The organism is Streptomyces sp. YKOK-I1, from assembly GCF_054660435.1.
The window spans coordinates 5,995,195-6,012,012 of record NZ_BAAGDR010000001.1 but is presented as its reverse complement, the minus strand read 5'-3'; the positions used below and the strand labels follow the sequence as shown (position 1 = coordinate 6,012,012).

The 16,818-nt window shown below is 70.1% G+C and carries 17 protein-coding genes; 12 read left to right on the top strand and 5 right to left on the bottom strand.

Annotated elements, in window-relative coordinates; genetic code table 11:
• Positions 1 to 27 precede the first annotated feature (27 nt).
• Positions 28 to 1,284: a tyrosine-protein phosphatase gene (locus ACYQ8Q_RS26630; protein WP_460068358.1), complete on the top strand. Its 1,257-nt coding sequence runs from the start codon at positions 28 to 30 to the stop codon at positions 1,282 to 1,284.
• A gap of 144 nt (positions 1,285 to 1,428) precedes the next feature.
• Positions 1,429 to 2,262 (top strand): LAGLIDADG family homing endonuclease, encoded by an 834-nt coding sequence (locus ACYQ8Q_RS26625; RefSeq protein ID WP_460068357.1) that lies wholly within the window; start codon positions 1,429 to 1,431, stop codon positions 2,260 to 2,262.
• A gap of 39 nt (positions 2,263 to 2,301) precedes the next feature.
• Here ACYQ8Q_RS26625 and ACYQ8Q_RS26620 read toward each other — a convergent pair whose 3' ends face one another.
• Positions 2,302 to 3,495, bottom strand: coding sequence for an RtcB family protein (locus ACYQ8Q_RS26620; RefSeq protein WP_460068355.1), 1,194 nt, complete (start codon positions 3,493 to 3,495; stop codon positions 2,302 to 2,304).
• 214 nt (positions 3,496 to 3,709) lie between these two features.
• On the opposite strand from ACYQ8Q_RS26620, the gene ACYQ8Q_RS26615 reads away from it, so the two are divergent.
• From ACYQ8Q_RS26615 to ACYQ8Q_RS26605, 3 genes are all read left to right on the top strand, one after another.
• A complete protein-coding gene (locus ACYQ8Q_RS26615) occupies positions 3,710 to 4,546 on the top strand; it encodes a DUF3558 domain-containing protein (protein ID WP_460068354.1) in 837 nt (278 codons plus the stop codon).
• A 118-nt stretch (positions 4,547 to 4,664) separates the two neighbouring features.
• Positions 4,665 to 5,603, top strand: a complete 939-nt coding sequence (locus ACYQ8Q_RS26610) for a DUF3558 domain-containing protein (protein ID WP_460068353.1) — start codon at positions 4,665 to 4,667, stop codon at positions 5,601 to 5,603.
• A gap of 74 nt (positions 5,604 to 5,677) precedes the next feature.
• On the top strand, positions 5,678 to 7,012 hold the full coding sequence (locus ACYQ8Q_RS26605) for a DUF2637 domain-containing protein (RefSeq protein ID WP_460068351.1): 1,335 nt from the start codon (positions 5,678 to 5,680) through the stop codon (positions 7,010 to 7,012).
• 63 nt (positions 7,013 to 7,075) lie between these two features.
• Here the strand turns inward: ACYQ8Q_RS26605 and lysS are convergent, their stop codons facing one another.
• On the bottom strand, positions 7,076 to 8,845 hold the full coding sequence (gene lysS, locus ACYQ8Q_RS26600; protein WP_460068350.1) for a lysine--tRNA ligase: 1,770 nt from the start codon (positions 8,843 to 8,845) through the stop codon (positions 7,076 to 7,078).
• 189 nt (positions 8,846 to 9,034) lie between these two features.
• On the opposite strand from lysS, the gene argS reads away from it, so the two are divergent.
• Entirely contained in the window at positions 9,035 to 10,798 is a 1,764-nt protein-coding gene (gene argS / locus ACYQ8Q_RS26595) for an arginine--tRNA ligase (protein ID WP_460068349.1), read from the top strand.
• An 84-nt stretch (positions 10,799 to 10,882) separates the two neighbouring features.
• On the opposite strand, the gene ACYQ8Q_RS26590 is transcribed toward argS, so the two are convergent.
• Positions 10,883 to 11,323: a peptidoglycan-binding domain-containing protein gene (locus tag ACYQ8Q_RS26590; RefSeq protein WP_460068348.1), complete on the bottom strand. Its 441-nt coding sequence runs from the start codon at positions 11,321 to 11,323 to the stop codon at positions 10,883 to 10,885.
• A gap of 274 nt (positions 11,324 to 11,597) precedes the next feature.
• Between ACYQ8Q_RS26590 and ACYQ8Q_RS26585 the strand changes: the two genes are divergently transcribed.
• From ACYQ8Q_RS26585 to ACYQ8Q_RS26575, 3 genes are read left to right on the top strand one after another with little or no spacing between them, the layout of a single operon-like run.
• Positions 11,598 to 12,047 (top strand): helix-turn-helix domain-containing protein, encoded by a 450-nt coding sequence (locus ACYQ8Q_RS26585; protein WP_460068347.1) that lies wholly within the window; start codon positions 11,598 to 11,600, stop codon positions 12,045 to 12,047.
• A gap of 58 nt (positions 12,048 to 12,105) precedes the next feature.
• Positions 12,106 to 12,372 (top strand): peptidoglycan-binding domain-containing protein, encoded by a 267-nt coding sequence (locus tag ACYQ8Q_RS26580; protein WP_460068346.1) that lies wholly within the window; start codon positions 12,106 to 12,108, stop codon positions 12,370 to 12,372.
• Entirely contained in the window at positions 12,369 to 13,163 is a 795-nt protein-coding gene (locus ACYQ8Q_RS26575) for a helix-turn-helix domain-containing protein (protein WP_460068344.1), read from the top strand. Before ACYQ8Q_RS26580 ends, ACYQ8Q_RS26575 begins: the two co-directional genes overlap by 4 nt.
• A gap of 16 nt (positions 13,164 to 13,179) precedes the next feature.
• On the opposite strand, the gene ACYQ8Q_RS26570 is transcribed toward ACYQ8Q_RS26575, so the two are convergent.
• A complete protein-coding gene (locus tag ACYQ8Q_RS26570; RefSeq protein WP_460068343.1) occupies positions 13,180 to 13,575 on the bottom strand; it encodes an ATP-binding protein in 396 nt (131 codons plus the stop codon).
• A 113-nt stretch (positions 13,576 to 13,688) separates the two neighbouring features.
• Here ACYQ8Q_RS26570 and ACYQ8Q_RS26565 point away from each other — a divergent pair, with 113 nt between their 5' ends.
• The 3 genes from ACYQ8Q_RS26565 to ACYQ8Q_RS26555 are packed head-to-tail and all read left to right on the top strand — an operon-like array spanning position 13,689 to position 15,549.
• Positions 13,689 to 14,495: a helix-turn-helix domain-containing protein gene (locus ACYQ8Q_RS26565; protein ID WP_460068342.1), complete on the top strand. Its 807-nt coding sequence runs from the start codon at positions 13,689 to 13,691 to the stop codon at positions 14,493 to 14,495.
• A complete protein-coding gene (locus tag ACYQ8Q_RS26560) occupies positions 14,492 to 14,737 on the top strand; it encodes a DUF397 domain-containing protein (protein ID WP_460068340.1) in 246 nt (81 codons plus the stop codon). Before ACYQ8Q_RS26565 ends, ACYQ8Q_RS26560 begins: the two co-directional genes overlap by 4 nt.
• A gap of 35 nt (positions 14,738 to 14,772) precedes the next feature.
• Positions 14,773 to 15,549 (top strand): DUF4253 domain-containing protein, encoded by a 777-nt coding sequence (locus tag ACYQ8Q_RS26555; RefSeq protein ID WP_460068339.1) that lies wholly within the window; start codon positions 14,773 to 14,775, stop codon positions 15,547 to 15,549.
• On the opposite strand, the gene ACYQ8Q_RS26550 is transcribed toward ACYQ8Q_RS26555, so the two are convergent.
• Complete coding sequence (locus ACYQ8Q_RS26550) at positions 15,512 to 16,732, bottom strand: aminotransferase-like domain-containing protein (protein ID WP_460068338.1); 1,221 nt, start codon at positions 16,730 to 16,732, stop codon at positions 15,512 to 15,514. The two genes, ACYQ8Q_RS26555 and ACYQ8Q_RS26550, sit on opposite strands and share 38 nt — an antisense overlap.
• Between the last annotated feature and the right edge of the window lie 86 nt (positions 16,733 to 16,818).

Genomic DNA, 16,818 nt, shown 5'->3' with positions numbered 1-16,818 from the left:
TCCGGACCGTCCGCATAGGGTCGCTCCGTGGACAGACACCTCCCGTTCGACAAGCTGCACAACTTCCGCGACCTGGGCGGCTATCGCACCGCCGACGGCCTCCGGGTCCGCCCCGGCCGCCTCTACCGCGCGGACTCCCTGGGCAAGCTGACGAGGGACACCCCCGACTGGCACCGCTTCCTGTCCCTGTCCGTGGGCACGGTGATCGACCTCCGCCACCCCTGGGAGGCCGACGCCCGGGGCCGTATCCCCCCGGACCCCTCCTTCACCCACCACAACCTCAGCATCGAGCACCGCCCCTACGACCAGGCCGCACAGACCCAGGACGTGGACCCGGGCCCCTACCTCGCCGAGCGCTACCTGGAGGTGGCGGAGGACGGCACGAAGGAACTGGCGACGGCACTGGAACTGATCGCTCGAACCCGCTCCCCCCTCACCTTCCACTGCGCCTCGGGCAAGGACCGCACGGGCCAGCTCGCGGCCCTGGTCCTGGCCCTCCTGGGCGTCCCCGACGAGACGATCGTCTTCGACTTCACCCTGACCGAACTCGCCACCGAGGCCCTGCTGTCCGACTGGCGCACCCGCAACGAGGGCCGCTCCCCCACCTGGCCGGCCTTCGGCCGCGCCCCCGCGTCGGCGATGCGCCTGTTCCTGAAGTCCCTGCGGGCGCGGTACGGCTCGGTGGAGTCCTACGTGACGACCGCCCTGGGCCTGAACGCGACAACCCTCTCGGAAACCCTGCGCACCCACCTCCTGGAACAGCCCCCCACCACCTGGCCGGAACCGGCCCACCGCAGGGCGACCCCGGCGGACGCCCCCCTCCTGGTCCGCCTCCGCGACACGGCCGCCCTCTGGCAACTCGCCCACGGCATCGACCAGTGGAAGCCCGGCGAGAAGGACGAGGCCCACTTCCGTGACCGCATGGCGGACGGCGAGGTCTGGCTGACCCACACGGCAGGCTCCCCGACCGGCGCCTACGAACTCTGGTGGGACGACCCCGCGGCCTGGGGCCCCCGCCCACCCGACGCCGGCTACATCCACCGCCTGATGACCACCCCCTACACGGCACCCCCCGCAACGGGCCGCGCCCTCCTCACCCACGCCGAATCCCGCATAGCCGCAGCGGGCCGCCCCTACGCCCGCCTGGACTGCCTCACCTCCAACCCCCGCCTGCGGGACTACTACGAGTCGGCGGGCTACCGGGTGGTGGGAGAACAACGAACGAAGGACGGCGGCACGGGCAGCCCGTACGCGGTGACCCTCCTGGAGAAACGACTCTCCTGAACCCACACGGGTGAACGTCATCGATCACCCGGTCGGCTGGCGAACTGGCGATCTAGCCTCGCAAGAGAAGGCCAACGAAAACGGCCCCCGCCGGGGCGGCATCCCCGGCGAAGGCCTGACCAACAAGGAAGGTAGGACTTCCTCATGGCTGACTGCGAGCCTAACGCCCACCGATTCATGGACCTGACGGTCCCTGAGTACGCGTACATGTTCGGGTTTCTGCAGGCGGATGGACATCTCTCCCAACAGTCCAGGCAGCGGGGACGGTTGACCGTGGAAATCAACGCGCGGGACATCGAGCTGCTGCACAAGTTCCAGAAGCTGACGCCATACAACAGCACCATCAGCGAGCGCACGAGGTCAACGAACTTCGCCGAAGTGCACAACTCTGCGATCTGGAGCCTCCATTCCCTCGAAGCCAGGACCAAGATCAGCGAACTCGGTCTGCCCTACGGCCGGAAGTCGAAGACGATCTCTCCGCCTCACGGTGAGTTCTCGGACCGCGACTACCTGCGAGGCATCATCGACGCCGACGGCTCGGTGGGCTACACGAGCAAGGGTTTCCCCTTCATTTCGCTCACCACGGCCAGCACGGCCATCGGCACCTATCTGTGTCAGTACGCCAAGGAAGTCACTGGCGCCGAGCGCATCATCAGGCGCAATGCTCGTGACGACGTCTACAACATCCTGTACATGATGGAGACCGCCCAGAATCTGGCAGCTCACCTCTACTATCCAGGCTGTCTGGCCCTGGAACGCAAGCGCGCAGCCGCCGACTCGCTCACCGACTGGACACGACCCCGCGGCATGAGGGCCGCCTACTCAAAACGCCGCTGGAACGAGAGCGAAGACCGCATCTTGCTCCAGCACAACAACCCGACGGCAGCAGCCGAAGCGCTCGGCAGGACCGTCCAAAGCTGCAGTCTGCGCCTCTGGCGCTTGCGCAGCGGCCAAGTCCCGATGCCCAGCGGCCAATGACTCGGGGCGGGTGACCCGGTCCCGGCCGGGCCACCCGCGTCAGCCCTTCACGCAGATGAACTGCTTCAACTTCGCCACGACCTCGACCAGATCCCGCTGCTGATCCATAACCTGCTCGATCGGCTTGTACGCGCCAGGAATCTCGTCCACGACGCCGGAGTCCTTACGGCACTCCACGCCCCGCGTCTGCTCCTCTAGATCCCTCGTCGAGAAGCGTCGCTTGGCCGCGTTACGACTCATGCGCCGACCCGCGCCGTGCGAAGCCGAGTTGAACGCCTTCTCGTTGCCGAGCCCCTTCACGATGTATGTCGCCGTGCCCATCGATCCCGGGATGATTCCGAGGTCACCAGCACCCGCCCTGATCGCACCCTTGCGGGTGACCAGCAAGTCCATCCCCTCGTAGCGTTCCTCCGCAACGTAGTTATGGTGGCAGCTGACCTCCATCTCGAAGCTCGGCTTCGCCTTCTTGAACTCCTTGCGGATCACGTCCTTGAGGAGCGCCATCATGATCGAGCGGTTGTGCTTCGCGTACTCCTGCGCCCAGTAGAGGTCATTCCGGTATGCCGCCATCTGCGGGGTGTCCGAGACGAAGACAGCGAGGTCGCGGTCGACCAGGCCCTGGTTGTGCGGAAGCTTCTGGGCAACGCCAATGTGGTACTCGGCCAGTTCCTTGCCGATGTTTCGAGAACCGGAGTGCAGGGTGAGCCACACCGAACCCTCGGTATCGAGCGAAGCCTCAAGGTGGTGGTTGCCGGCCCCAAGTGTCCCCATCTGCTTCGAAGCCCGCTCCCGCCGGAACCTCACCGCCTCCGCCACCCCGTCGAACCGCCCCCAGAAGTCGTCCCACCCCGAGGTCCCGAACCCGTGCAGCCCGCCCGGGTCCACGGGGTCGTCGTGCATGCCCCGCCCCACCGGAATCGCCTGCTCGATCTTCGAGCGCAGTCGGGACAGGTCGCCCGGCAGGTCGTTCGCCGTCAGGGAGGTCTTCACCGCGGACATTCCGCAGCCGATGTCCACGCCCACCGCCGCCGGGCAGACCGCGCCCCGCATCGCGATGACCGAGCCGACCGTCGCGCCCTTGCCGTAGTGGACGTCCGGCATCACGGCCAGGCCCTTGATCCACGGCAGGGTGGCGACGTTGCGCAGCTGCTGGAGCGCCACGTCCTCCACCGACGCCGGGTCGGTCCACATCCGGATCGGCACCTTCGCGCCCGGCATCTCCACGTACGACATATCGTCCCCAATCCCCCGGATACACAACAGAAGTCCCAAGTCGCAAAACCGGCGCCAAGATCAACGAATAGGACATCGGACCGGCGTCCACGGTGTTGCGTGCGATACACATTGTCTGCTGGGGCCGCCCCCGTCCGGCAAGCGATTAAGCAGCGGGGACACTGGACCAAGATCGCCACCCGATCACCACGCGAACCGTCGAGAGGAGCCGACCGTGCACCGGAAGGCCTACGTATCCGGCATCGCCGCACTCCTCGCGGCACTGCTGGCCGGCTGCACCGGCAGTTCCGACAACGGCGGTTCCACGGACGACTCCAACCCCGGCGAGGCCGGCACCGCCTCGGCCGCCGCACAGCCCGGCAAGTACACGACCCTCCCCGAGGCCTGCAGCGCCGTCGGCCGCTCCACGCTCGACTCCCTGCTGCCCGGCATCAAGGAGATCACCGACGAACAGCAGCGCGAGACCGCCTACGAGGGCGAGGCGACGCTGACGTTCGACACCGACCGCAAGGTCGGCTGCCGCTGGAAGGTGCAGTCGGCGGACGCCACGGACCACCTCTTCGTCGACCTCGAGCGCGTCGTCTCCTACGACAACTCCGTCAGCGACGACGACGAGGCCGAGGAGTTGTTCGCGAAGAAGGTCACCGCCGCCGACCTCCCGGAGCCCACGGCCTCCGAGTCCGGCTCGGAGTCCCCTTCCTCCACCTCGTCCCCCACCTCCAGTGCGTCCGCTTCCGCCGCCCCGTCCCCCTCGACCTCCGGCTCCGGCTCCGGCTCGGCGAGCTCCTCCCCCTCCTCCACGCCCACCGACCTCCAGCCCCGCCTGCTGGACGACCTCGGTGACGAGGCGTTCGTCGACGACGTGCTCAGCAGCTCGGGTTCCACGGTCAAACAGCGCACCGTCACTGTGGCGTTCCGCACGTCCAACGTCATCGTGACCATCGGGTACGAGGAGCAGCCGGCCACGGTCGGAACCGTCCCGGACAGCAAGGAAATGCAGGACAAGGCCCGGAAACTGGCTTCACAGCTCGCCGACTCCCTGGCCGGATAACGGCCTTCGGCGTCCGTCTCCGGCAGGTCCGCAAAGCGGGTGAAGCGGAACCGCACAGCTGTCTCACCGCGTACCGTGGCCCCTCGGACCCGATCCGACCGCAGGAACCACGAGCGTCATGAGTGAAGGAACCATGCAGCGACGAGCCCAGCGAGACGACCAGTTTGACCAGCGCGCCACCCGCACGGGAGGCCTGAACCGCGTCCTGGCCGCCGCGCTCGCGGTGCCGGTGATGGTGTTCGCGGCGGCGTGCTCCTCGGACTCCGGCTCGGACTCGGACTCGGCCGGCGCCACCTCCGCCGCGGACGGCGCGCAGGGCACGGGCGGCTCCGGCGACACCGCCGCGAGCTCCGCCCCCGCCGTCGAGGCGGCCGCGTACGCGACGCTGCCGAGCGCCTGCAAGGTGCTGTCGAAGAAGACGCTGACGGCGCTGGTGCCGAAGGGCACGTCCTCCGGCAAGGAGGGCGACTCCTCCGACACCGGCGCCCGCGCCAGCTGCTCCTGGTCGAGCCTGGACAACAACGGGGTGAAGGGCTCTCAGTTCCGCTGGCTCAATGTCTCCCTGCTGCGGTTCGATTCGGACGCGACGACCGGTGACGCCGAGTCACAGGCGCAGACGTACTACGCGAAGCAGGTCAAAGCCGCCCAGACGGTGGCGGACGCCAAGAACGCCAAGACGGAGACCGTCACCGGCACGGGCGACCAGGCGACGGTGGTGCGCTACGACCTGAAGAAGAAGGAAGGCGCCTTCAAGCAGCAGACGGTCGTCGCCCGGGTCGAGAACGTCGTCATCACGCTCGACTACAACGGCGCCGGTCTGGCCGGCGAGAAGACGCCCAGCGCCGACACCCTGACGGCGTCCGCGAAGAAGGCCGCCCAGGAGGTCGTGGCGGCGGTCGAGTCCGCCAACGGCGAGGGCAGCGGCGGCGGTTCGGCCGCGACGACGAGCCCGTCGTCCTCCGCGTCGGCGTCGAAGTCCGCGTCGGCCACCCCGAAGGCGACGGCCTCCAAGGCCTCCTCCAAGTCTTCGGCCAAGGCTTCGTCCACAAAGAGCTGATGGTCCGGACACGCGTCCGCCGTACACATGTGCCACCCTGTTGCGCGCAACAACACGCAAGGGGAGGGGAGTAGGTGTCCGCGCCAATCCAGCTGACTCGGATGCACCGCGTTCTCATAGGCGTGGTCGTGACCGGCGCCGTGATCATCGCCGGCATCGGCTTCGCCGGCTCGTACGCGGCCGTGCGCGAGTTGGCCCTGCAAAAAGGATTCGGGAACTTCTCGTACGTGTTCCCGATCGGCATCGACGCGGGTATCTGCGTCCTGCTCGCCCTGGATCTGCTGCTGACCTGGATCCGGATCCCCTTCCCGCTGCTGCGGCAGACGGCGTGGCTGCTGACGGCGGCCACGATCGCCTTCAACGGCGCGGCCGCCTGGCCGGACCCGCTGGGCACGGGCATGCACGCGGTGATCCCGATCCTGTTCGTGGTCTCCGTCGAGGCCGCCCGGCACGCGATCGGCCGGATCGCGGACATCACCGCGGACAAGCACATGGAGGGCGTCCGCATCACGCGCTGGCTGCTCTCGCCGGTGCCCACGTTCCTCCTGTGGCGCCGGATGAAGCTGTGGGAGCTGCGCTCCTACGACCAGGTGATCAAGCTGGAGCAGGAACGTCTCGTCTACCAGGCCCGCCTGCGCTCCCGCTTCGGCCGCGCCTGGCGCCGCAAGGCCCCGGTGGAGTCCCTGATGCCCCTGCGCCTGGCCCGCTACGGCGTCCCCCTGGCGGAAACGGCCCCAGCAGGCCTCGCGGCGGCGGGGATAGAACCAGCGGTACTCCCGCCCGCCCCCCAGCACCAGGAACTCCCGATGGCGGCCGAGATGCCCTCGCTAGCTGCGGGCAATCGTGCCGCTGGGGCGGCACGGGTGGGCGCGGCGGCACCCCTCAGCGGGCAGCGCGAACACCCCGGCGGCAACCAGTACGCAGGGCAACCGGCATACGAACCCGAGCCGGTGCCCGCCCCCGACCAGAGCCCCTGGTTCCAGACACCCCCGCAAGAGGTCGAGTACCACGGCGGCTACGACCCCACGTACGACCCCTCGGAGCAGTACGCCCAGTGGTACGAGCAGGAGCAGCACGCCACGGAGTACCGCGAGCAGTACGAGGAGGAGCCCCCGGCCCCCGGCCAGGAACCCTCCCCGGAGGAGACCGGCACGTTCCCCATCCCGGTGGGTCCGGGCCGTACCCGCGAACTGGGTGAGGGCGGCGGCTACGAGCCGGACGAGGACGCGTACTACCAGGTCTTCCGTGAGTCGATCAAGGGCGGCAACGGAGCGCCGACCCCCAAGGGGTTCATCGTCGACGTCGAGGCGATCTACGGCATCACGATCCCCGAGGCCGAGGCCAAGCGCATGGTGAACCGCTTCTCCAACCGTCTCAACGCGGAGATGGCGGACGAGCACATCGCATAGGAACGCAACACCACATGAGAAAGCGCCCGGTGCCCCAAGGCACCGGGCGCTTTCCTCACGGCGTCACTCGCCGAGCAGGCCCCGCACCCGCTCCTGCCCCACCGCGAGCAGCAGCGTGGGCAGTCGCGGACCGGTGTCGCGGCCGACGAGCAGGTGGTAGAGCAGCGCGAAGAACGTCCGCTGGGCGGTCTTGATCTCCGGCGGCAGTTCCTTGGGCGTGGCGTCGGCCGGGAATCCGGCCTGGACCTTCGGGACGCCGTAGACGAGGTGGGTCAGTCCGTCGAGCGACCAGTGCTCGGCGAGTCCGTCGAGCAGCAGCCGCAGGGACTGCTGGGACGCCTCGTCGAGGGACTTCAGCAGTTCGGCGTCGGGCTGCTCGCGTACGACGGTCCGCTGGTCGGCGGGGACGTGCGTGTTGATCCAGGCCTCGGCCTTGTCGTAGCGCGGGCGGGCCTCGTCGAGGGCGGTGAGCGGGTCGGCGGGGTCGAGTTCGCTGAGGATCCGCAGCGCCTGGTCCTCGTGTCCGGCGGTGATGTCCGCGACGGACGCGAGCGTCCGGTACGGCAGCGCGCGCACCGTCCTCGGCAGCTCGCCGCCGGCGGTCCCGACCGCACGGGAGTGGGCGGCCACGTCCGCCGGCAGGGCGGAGCCGTCGGCGACCTTGGCGTCGAGCTTGTCCCACTCGTCGTAGAGCCGCTGGATCTCCTGGTCGAAGGCGATCTTGAAGGACTGGTTGGGGCGGCGGCGGGCGTAGAGCCAGCGCAGGATCTGCGGCTCCATGATCTTCAACGCGTCGGCGGGCGTGGGCACACCGCCGCGCGACGACGACATCTTCGCCATCCCGGAGATGCCCACGAACGCGTACATCGGCCCGATCGGCTGCTTCCCGCCGAAGATACCGACGATCTGGCCACCGACCTGGAAGGAGGAGCCGGGCGAGGAGTGGTCGACGCCGGAGGGCTCGAAGACCACGCCCTCGTAGGCCCAGCGCATGGGCCAGTCGACCTTCCAGACGAGCTTGCCGCGGTTGAACTCGTTCAGCCGGACGGTCTCGGAGAAGCCGCAGGCGGTGCAGGAGTAGGTCAACTCGGTGGAGTCGTCGTCGTAGGCGGTGACGGTGGTCAGGTCCTTCTCGCAGTTGCCGCAGTACGGCTTGTACGGGAAGTACCCGACGGACCCGGCGCCGGAGCTGCCGTCGTCCTCGCTCGCCGCGCCGGAGCCCTCGGCGGCCTCCAGCTCGGCCTCGTCGACCGGCTTCTGCGACTGCTTGGCGGGCGCCTTCTTCGTGCGGTACTGGTCGAGGATCGCGTCGATCCCGGCCCGGTGCGCGACGGCGTGCAGGACCTGGTCCCGGTAGACGCCGGCCGTGTACTGCGCGGTCTGGCTGATCCCGTCGAACTCGACGCCGAGCTCGGCCAGCGAGTCGACCATCGCGGCCTTGAAGTGCTCGGCCCAGTTCGGGTACGACGACCCGGCCGGCGCGGGCACCGAGGTCAGCGGCTTGCCGATGTGCTCGGCCCAGGACTCGTCCACCCCGGCGATGCCGGCCGGCACCTTGCGGTAGCGGTCGTAGTCGTCCCAGGAGATCAGGTGGCGGACCTGGTGGCCGCGGCGCCGGATCTCGTCGGCGACCAGGTGCGGGGTCATGACCTCGCGGAGGTTGCCCAGGTGGATGGGGCCCGAGGGGGACAGCCCGGAGGCGACGACGACAACCGGAGCGGTAGCGACTGATGTAGCCGCGCCGGGGGCCCGACGCTCCGACTCCTCGATGACCTCGTCCGCGAAACGGGAGACCCAGTCGGTGGTCTCGGTGCTCTGAGCCACGATCGGCACGTCCTTCTTTCTCCGGGGCAGCCACTACGGTCGAACGGCCGCGCCCCTAGTTTAGGCGGCGCAGCCGCCACCAGGGGCGCGGGGAACTGCGCGACCAGCCCCCACCGGCCCGCGGCCAAAAAACCGCTTCACCCCCCATGGGATACTGGCCACGTCTATCAATCCCACGAGGAGAACGGCTCCCACCCCATGACCTCGGTCACGTCGCTCACGGATCTCGTCAACCAGCGCCTCGCCGACGCCCTCGCATCCGCCCTCCCGGAAGCCGACGGAGTCGACCCGCTGCTGCGCCGAAGCGACCGGGCCGACTTCCAGGCCAACGGCATCCTGGCACTCGCGAAGAAGGCGAAGGCGAACCCGCGGGAGCTGGCGACGCAGGTCGTCTCCCACATCGCCACCGGCGCGGAGCTGATCCAGGACGTCGAGGTCTCCGGCCCGGGCTTCCTCAACATCACGCTCGCGGACCGGGCGATCACCGAGAACCTGGCCGCGCGGTACGCGGACGGCGACCGGCTCGGCGTGGCGGCCAAGGCGGACCCGGGCATCACGGTCATCGACTACGCCCAGCCGAACGTGGCCAAGGAGATGCACGTCGGCCATCTGCGGTCGGCGGTGATCGGCGACGCCCTGCGCGGCATGCTCGACTTCACCGGCGAGCGGACGATCGGCCGGCACCACATCGGCGACTGGGGCACCCAGTTCGGCATGCTCATCCAGTACCTGCTGGAGCACCCCGGCGAGCTGGCCCCGGCGTCGGAGGTCGACGGCGAGCAGGCCATGTCGAACCTGAACCGGGTGTACAAGGCGTCCCGGGCGTTCTTCGACGCGGACGAGGAGTTCAAGGAGCGGGCCCGCAAGCGGGTCGTCGCCCTGCAGTCCGGCGACAAGGAGACCCTCGACCTGTGGCAGCAGTTCGTGGACGAGTCGAAGGTCTACTTCTACTCGGTCTTCGAGAAGCTCGACATGGAGATCCGCGACGACGAGATCGTCGGCGAGTCGGCGTACAACGACGGCATGCCCGAGACCGCCCGCCTCCTGGAGGAGATGGGTGTCGCGGTCCGCTCGGAGGGCGCCCTCGTCGTGTTCTTCGACGACATCCGGGGCAAGGACGACCAGCCGGTCCCGCTGATCGTGCAGAAGGCCGACGGCGGCTTCGGCTACGCGGCCTCCGACCTCACCGCGATCCGCAACCGGGTCACCGACCTGCACGCCACCTCGCTGATCTACGTCGTGGACGTGCGGCAGTCGCTGCACTTCAAGATGGTCTTCGAGACGGCACGGCGGGCGGGCTGGCTCACCGACGACGTCACCGCGCACAACATGGGCTACGGCACGGTGCTGGGCGCGGACGGCAAGCCGTTCAAGACGCGTGAGGGTGAGACCGTACGGCTGGAGGACCTGCTGGACGAGGCGGTGCAGCGGGCCGCCGAGGTCGTCCGGGAGAAGGCGCAGGACCTCACCGAGGACGAGATCCAGGAGCGGGCCGCCCAGGTCGGCATCGGCGCGGTGAAGTACGCGGACCTGTCGACGTCGGCCAACCGCGACTACAAGTTCGACCTGGACCAGATGGTCTCGCTGAACGGCGACACCTCCGTCTACCTCCAGTACGCGTACGCCCGTATCCAGTCGATCCTCCGCAAGGCGGGAGACGTACGGCCTGCCGCGCACCCGGAGCTGGAGCTGCACGCGGCGGAGCGGGCGCTGGGCCTGCACCTGGACGCGTTCGGCGACACGGTCTTCGAGGCGGCGGCGGAGTACGCCCCGCACAAGGTGGCGGCGTATCTGTACCAGCTGGCGTCGCTGTTCACGTCGTTCTACGACAAGTGTCCGGTGATCAAGCCGCAGCCGCCGAAGGAGGTGGCGGAGAACCGCCTCCTCCTGTGCGACGTGACGGCCCGCACGCTGCACCAGGGCATGGCCCTGCTGGGCATCCGGACGCCCGAGAAGCTCTGAGCGTCCGCACCACGACGGCGACGGCCTGTGTCCGGTCCTCCCCCGGGGGACCGGACACAGGCCGTTGTACGGGTATGACGGGTGTCAGGCGGCGAAGCGCTTGAAGGCGGCGCGGGTGCCCGAACCGGCGATGCCGTCGATGTCACCGGTGTAGCCGTAGTCGTCCTTCAGCAGGCGCTGGAGGGCCTTGATGGTGTTGGTGCCGGGGTCGCCGTCGATCTCACCGGTGTAGCCCCAGTACTTCTTCAGGCAGCGCTGGAACGCCTTCCAGCTGTTGGTGCCGAGCTTGCCGTCGATGTCGTCGGTGTAGCTCCAGTAGTCCGCCAGGAAGTTCTGCACGTTCTTGGCCTCGGCGGTGGTGAGGCCGAAGTTCTCGTAGGAGGCCAGGGTGGCGGCCTGCGCGCTCACCGCCGGCTGCGAGACCGGCGCGGCGAAGCTGGTGCCCGCGGTCGCGAGGGATCCGGCGGCGAGGCCGGCGACGGCGGTGATTCCGACGAGGGTCCGGGCCAGAACGTTCGGTCGCATGCGTTCCTCTTTCACTTTCGGGTTCGTGGTTCGGCACCCGGTCCGTCCGTCCGGCGGGCCGGTGCCGCCACCACCGTGCGGCCCGCCCGGCCGGCTCCGCCACGGCTGTCGGCGAAGTGACGGCCTCCCGGGACGTCACCCCCTCTGACCTGCACCGACACCGTCCCGTGGGACGGAGCGGCGGGACGGCCGTGGCAGGAGTGGCCATGCTCATGCAGAATGCGTCGGAGCGGGGGGCCGCTGACCACGGTTCATGACCGCATCTGGGGGGAACATGGCGCGCCGCACTGCGCTGTCCGCCGAACTCGATCCGCGCGTACACCAGTTGGTGTCCCGGCTTCGGCAGCTGAAGGAGCACACCGGGCTGAGCACCCGGCAGCTCGCCGTGAAGACGGGGTACAGCGAGAAGTCGTGGGAGCGGTATCTGGTCGGCCGCTCGCTGCCGCCGCGTGCGGCCGTGGAGGGCCTGGCCCGGCTCGCGGGCACGGATCCCGTACGGCTGCTGGCGCTGCACGAGGTCGCCACGGACGCGTGGGGCGAGCGACGCGGGACGGCCTCGACGACGGAGGCGCCTCCCGGGCCCGAGCCCGAGCCCGCGCCCGCCCCGGAAGCCGCGCCCGCTCCCGGCCGTTCGCTGCGGGTCGCGCTCGTCGCGGGTGCGGTCGCGCTGGTGCTGGCCGTGTCCTCGGCCGTCCGTCGTACGGTTCGACGACGACCGCGATGAACCGGCGGCCGCTTCTCCCGCCGCCTCCGCCACCACCGGCGCCTCCGCACAGGCACCGGTGTACAGCTGCCGTATCGAACGGGTCGACGGACAGTGGTTCGCGGGCATCAGCCGTACCAAGGACGCCGAACTCGCCTACGGCAGCGCCGGTCGCGACGTGGCCGAGGCGCAGTGTCTGCTGCGCCGGGCGGGCATCTCCCCCGGGGGCATCGACGGGATGTTCGGTCCGCTGACCCAGCGGGCGGTGAAGGCGCTCCAGCAGCGGGCCGGTCTGGACGTGGACGGCATGGTCGGGCCGCACACCTGGAAGGCCCTGCGCGGATGAGCGGACCCGAGCCGTCCCCGTCGCCCGAGAGCGCCCGGCTGGCGGCCGGACTCCGGGAGTTGAAGGAGCGCACGGGCCTGAGCCTGGCGGGGCTCGCGGCGCGGACCACGTTCAGCAAGTCGTCCTGGGAGCGCTATCTCAACGGCCGGACCCTGCCCCCGCGCCCGGCCGTGCGGGAGCTGTGCCGGCTGGCCGGTGAGCCCGACGGCCGGTATCTGGCGCTGCGGGACCTGGCGCAGAACGGCCCGTCGGCGACCCCCGCACCGGCACCACCGCCCCCGGCCCCCACGCCGTCTCCCACCGGCCACCGTGGCGCGACAGCGCTGGCGGTTCTCGCGACGGTGTCCGCCCTGGTGTTCGGGGCGATCGCGGTGTCCCTCCTCCTGCTGCCGCAACGCAGCGAGGCGGCACGCCCGTCGGCGTCCCCGTCCCTCTCCCCGTCCGCCGTCGGCCCGCACTGCCGGGACACCTCCTGCGAGGGTGCGGACCCGGTGGCCATGAAGTGCGGGGCCGAGCCGGAGACCCTGGCCGAGCACGTCACCGCCACGGGGGCGTCGGTGCAGCTGCGGTACGGCAGGGTGTGCGGGGCGAGCTGGGCCCGGATGTGGGGTGCGCGGATCGGCGACCGGGTCGAGGTGCGGGGCCGCGCGGCCCGCGTACGGAACCAGGCGCAGGCGGACACCTACGTCTACACCCTGATGACGGTGACCCGCCCGGCAGCCGTCGTCCGGGCCTGCTTCCTGCCTTCGGGAGGCGGCGCGAAGGAGTGTTTCGAGGCGAGGGTGGACTGACAGAGGTGACCGCCGGTCACCCGAACTCGCACCACACCACCTTGCCGAGCGGGCGTTCCCGAACCCCCCAGTCGTCACTCAGCGCGGCGACCAGCAGCAGCCCCCGCCCGCCCTCACCCTCCGGCTCGACCACCCGGGGCACCCCGGGCCCGCTGTCGTGCACCTCGACACGGATCGCCCGCCCGTCGTACCGCAGGAACAGCAGAAACTGACGGCCGGGCGGTACGCCGTGCAGCAGGGCGTTGGTCACCAGCTCGCTGACACAGAGCAGCACGTCGTCGGCCCGCTCGGTGCCGGCGAGCCCCCACCCGGCGAGGGTCTCCGTCGCGAAGAGCCGCGCGGCGGGCACGGAACGCCGTTCCCGGCGGAAGAACCTCTCGCGCAGGGGCGGGAGTTGGATCGTCTCGTTCACGGGACGAGAGTCGCGGAGAGTGACTATCGTTGATCAGTGCGTGAGGTCGTACGGAATTTTTGTACGGGCCCCGCCCGGGTCAGGCACCGTCGCACACGGGGATGGGCAGCACCATGAGCCAGCGCAGGAAGAACCACTCGACCATGAGGATGCTGGGCAAGCAGCTCGGCACGGCCCGCCGCGAGGCGGGCCACACCCAGGGCGGCCTCGCCGAACTCGTCCGGCTGGACGAGGAGACCATCGCCTCGATCGAACAGGGCAGACGGGCCCTGAAGCCGGATCTGGCCGCGCTGCTGGACGAAGTCCTCGACACCAAGGGGATGCTGGCGACCGGAGTGGCCAACCTCCCCGAGATCGACCAGTTCCCCCTGTGGGCCGAGCTGTACATGGAGCATGAGCGGGAGGCGATCGCGCTGTCCTGGTACGACAACGCGGTCCTGCCGGGCCTCCTCCAGAACGAGCCGTACGTCCGGGCCGTACTGCGCAACAGGGTTCCGGCGTACGACGAGGACGAGATCGAGACGTACACGGCGCTCCGGCTGGACCGCCAGGAGATCCTGCGCCGGAAGAACCCGCCCACCTTGAGTTTCGTGGTGTGGGAGCCGGTGCTGTACATGGAGATCGGGGACCGGCAGGGACAGCTTCGGTATCTGCGGGAGCTGGCTGAACTGCCGTGCGTGTCCTTGCAGTTCCTGCCGATGAGCAGTCCCTTCCACGCAGGACTCGATGGCCCCTTCACCCTGCTGGAGACCCCTGATCACCATCACCTCGCCTACGCCGAGGGTCAACGCGGCAGCCAGTGGGTTTCCGACGCAGATGAGGTGTCCATCCTGGCGCGCAAGTATGCGATGCTGCGAACACAGGCCCTGACCACCCAGGATTCGCTGGGCCTGCTCGACCGCCTGCTAGGAGAGCAATGAGCGCCGAAGCCCTGAAGTGGTTCAAGTCGAGCTACAGCGGCGACGAGGGCGGCCAATGCCTCGAAGTCGCCTTCGAGTGGCGGAAGTCGAGCTACAGCGGCAGCGAAGGCGGCCAGTGCCTGGAAGTCGCCCTCACCCCCTCCGCCATCCACATCCGCGACTCCAAGCACACCCCCGACAACGGCCGCACCTTCCAGCTCACCCCCACCACCTGGACCGCTTTCACCGCGTCCCTCAAGTAACCCCGTTGTCAGTGCCCGCCCTTACAGTCACGGGCATGGCGACTCTTCCCAACCCGCTGCCCAAGCTGGCCTCCGACCCGAGCGGTCGTTCCCTGGGGCTTCAACTGCCACCCGGGCGGCTGATCGACGCGACGACGGGCGAGGTCGTGTTGTGGCACGCCGAACAGCAGGCGGCACCCGGCAGCTGGAAGGCGCTGGGGCGGCCGGGTGGGCGCGCGGGGCTGCTGCCCGTCCTCGTGGACCTGGGAACCGGCCAGGGCGGGCCGGGGGAATGGGATTTGGCGCCCGGGGAGATGTCCTACCCCGGGGACCACGACGCCGACGAGGTGCTCGCCGCGTACTGGGCCGATGTCGCGGCGGAGGAGGACGGGGAGTGGCCGGGTCTCGCCGCGCCCCTCGCCCTCACCGCCGATCCCGACACCCGTGCCGCCGAGGTCGCCGACGCGCTGGCGGAAGGCCTCCCCTGGTTCAAGGAGCCGCACCTGTCGCTGGTGGCCGCCCGCCGCAGCGCGGACATCCCGGCGGCCGTCGGCTGGACCGGCCCCGCGAACTACGACGAGGACGTGGCGCCTCTCTGCGCCGTCCTGCGCTCCTGGGAGGACCGCTTCGGCATACGCGTCGTCGCACTCGGCTACGACCGTCTGTCCCTCTCGGTCGCGGCCCCGCCCACCAGCCCGGCCGAGGCCGAGGCGATCACCGCCGAGCATTTCGCGTTCTGCCCGTACGCCGTCCTGCCGGGCCAGGACGACACCCTGCACTCCTACGCCGAGAAGCTCATCGGCGAACGTGTCTGGCACTTCTGGTGGGACTGAGCCCCTTGCCCAGCCTGCGCAGCCCCTCCCCGATCTCCTCCGGTGTCTGGGTCACGAAGCAGAGGCGCAGGGTGGAGCGGTCGGGCTCGCCGGCGTAGAAGGGGGCGCCGGGGACGTACGCCACGTCGTGCGCGACCACCTGCGGCAGCAGGGCGGTGGTGTCGTACGGCTCCGGCAGCCGGGCCCAGAGGAACATGCCGCCCTCGGGCCGGTTCCAGACCGAGCCCTCCGGCAGGGCCTCGCCCAGTCCCGCCAGCATGGCGTCGCGCCGCTCGCGATAGACGCCGGCCACCTTCGCCACATGCGCGTCGAGGTCGTTGACGGCCAGATAGCGGGCCGCGGCGAGCTGGTTGACGGTGGGGGTGTGCAGGTCGGCCGCCTGCTTGGCGACGACACAGGCCCGGCGCAGCCCGGCGGGGGCGCGCAGCCAGCCCAGCCGCAGGCCGGGCGCCATGACCTTGGAGAAGGAGCCGAGCAGCACCGTGCGGTCGAGGGCGTCGGGGTGGGCGGCGATCCAGGGGACGCGCTCACCGTCGTAGCGGAGTTCGCCGTAGGGGTCGTCCTCGACGATCCAGAGGCCGTGGCGGGCGGCGACGGAGGCGAGCGCGGCACGGCGGGCGGCGGGCAGGGTGCGGCCGGTGGGGTTCTGGAAGGTGGGGACGGTGTAGAGCAGTTTGGGCCGCTCCCGCGCCACGAGTGCGGCCAGGGCCTCGGGGTCGGGTCCCTCCGCGTCCCCCGGCACGGCGACGATCCGGGCCCCGGCCAGGGTGAAGACCTGGAGGGCGGCGAGGTAGCAGGGGGACTCGACGAGGACCGTGTCGCCGGGGTCGAGGAGGGCCGTGGCGAGGAGGGAGAGGGCCTGCTGGCTGCCGGTGGTGACGAGGAGGTCGTCGGCGGAGGTCGCGAGGCCCCGTGCCGAGGTCCGGGCTGCGAGCGCCTCGCGCAGGGCGGGCTCGCCCTCGGTGGTGGCGTACTGGAGGGCCTGCGCGGGGAGCTCCTCCAGGACGTGCCGGAACGCCTCGGCCACGCCTTCCCGGTCGAAGAGTTCCGGGGCGGGCAGCCCGCCCGCGAAGTTGATCATCTCGGGGCGGGCGGTGACGGCGAGGATGTCCCGGACGGGAGAGCCTCCGGTCGACCGGGCACGGGCGGCGAGGGCCGGTGGTGGGGCGGGTGCGAGAGTCATGCCCGCACCCTAGAGAGATATGTGCCGCCTACACCCGACTTTCCGGCATCCGGACCGCGTCCCACAGCCCGTCCCGAAGGGACGTC

Coding starts and splice junctions, on each gene's coding strand:
- ACYQ8Q_RS26625 (WP_460068357.1), top strand. CDS start 1,429: ATGGCTGACTGCGAGCCTAACGCCCACCGATTCATGGACCTGACGGTC.
- ACYQ8Q_RS26620 (WP_460068355.1), bottom strand. CDS start 3,495: ATGTCGTACGTGGAGATGCCGGGCGCGAAGGTGCCGATCCGGATGTGG.
- ACYQ8Q_RS26610 (WP_460068353.1), top strand. CDS start 4,665: ATGAGTGAAGGAACCATGCAGCGACGAGCCCAGCGAGACGACCAGTTT.
- argS (WP_460068349.1), top strand. CDS start 9,035: ATGACCTCGGTCACGTCGCTCACGGATCTCGTCAACCAGCGCCTCGCC.
- ACYQ8Q_RS26590 (WP_460068348.1), bottom strand. CDS start 11,323: ATGCGACCGAACGTTCTGGCCCGGACCCTCGTCGGAATCACCGCCGTC.
- ACYQ8Q_RS26585 (WP_460068347.1), top strand. CDS start 11,598: ATGGCGCGCCGCACTGCGCTGTCCGCCGAACTCGATCCGCGCGTACAC.
- ACYQ8Q_RS26575 (WP_460068344.1), top strand. CDS start 12,369: ATGAGCGGACCCGAGCCGTCCCCGTCGCCCGAGAGCGCCCGGCTGGCG.
- ACYQ8Q_RS26565 (WP_460068342.1), top strand. CDS start 13,689: ATGAGCCAGCGCAGGAAGAACCACTCGACCATGAGGATGCTGGGCAAG.
- ACYQ8Q_RS26560 (WP_460068340.1), top strand. CDS start 14,492: ATGAGCGCCGAAGCCCTGAAGTGGTTCAAGTCGAGCTACAGCGGCGAC.
- ACYQ8Q_RS26555 (WP_460068339.1), top strand. CDS start 14,773: ATGGCGACTCTTCCCAACCCGCTGCCCAAGCTGGCCTCCGACCCGAGC.
- ACYQ8Q_RS26550 (WP_460068338.1), bottom strand. CDS start 16,732: ATGACTCTCGCACCCGCCCCACCACCGGCCCTCGCCGCCCGTGCCCGG.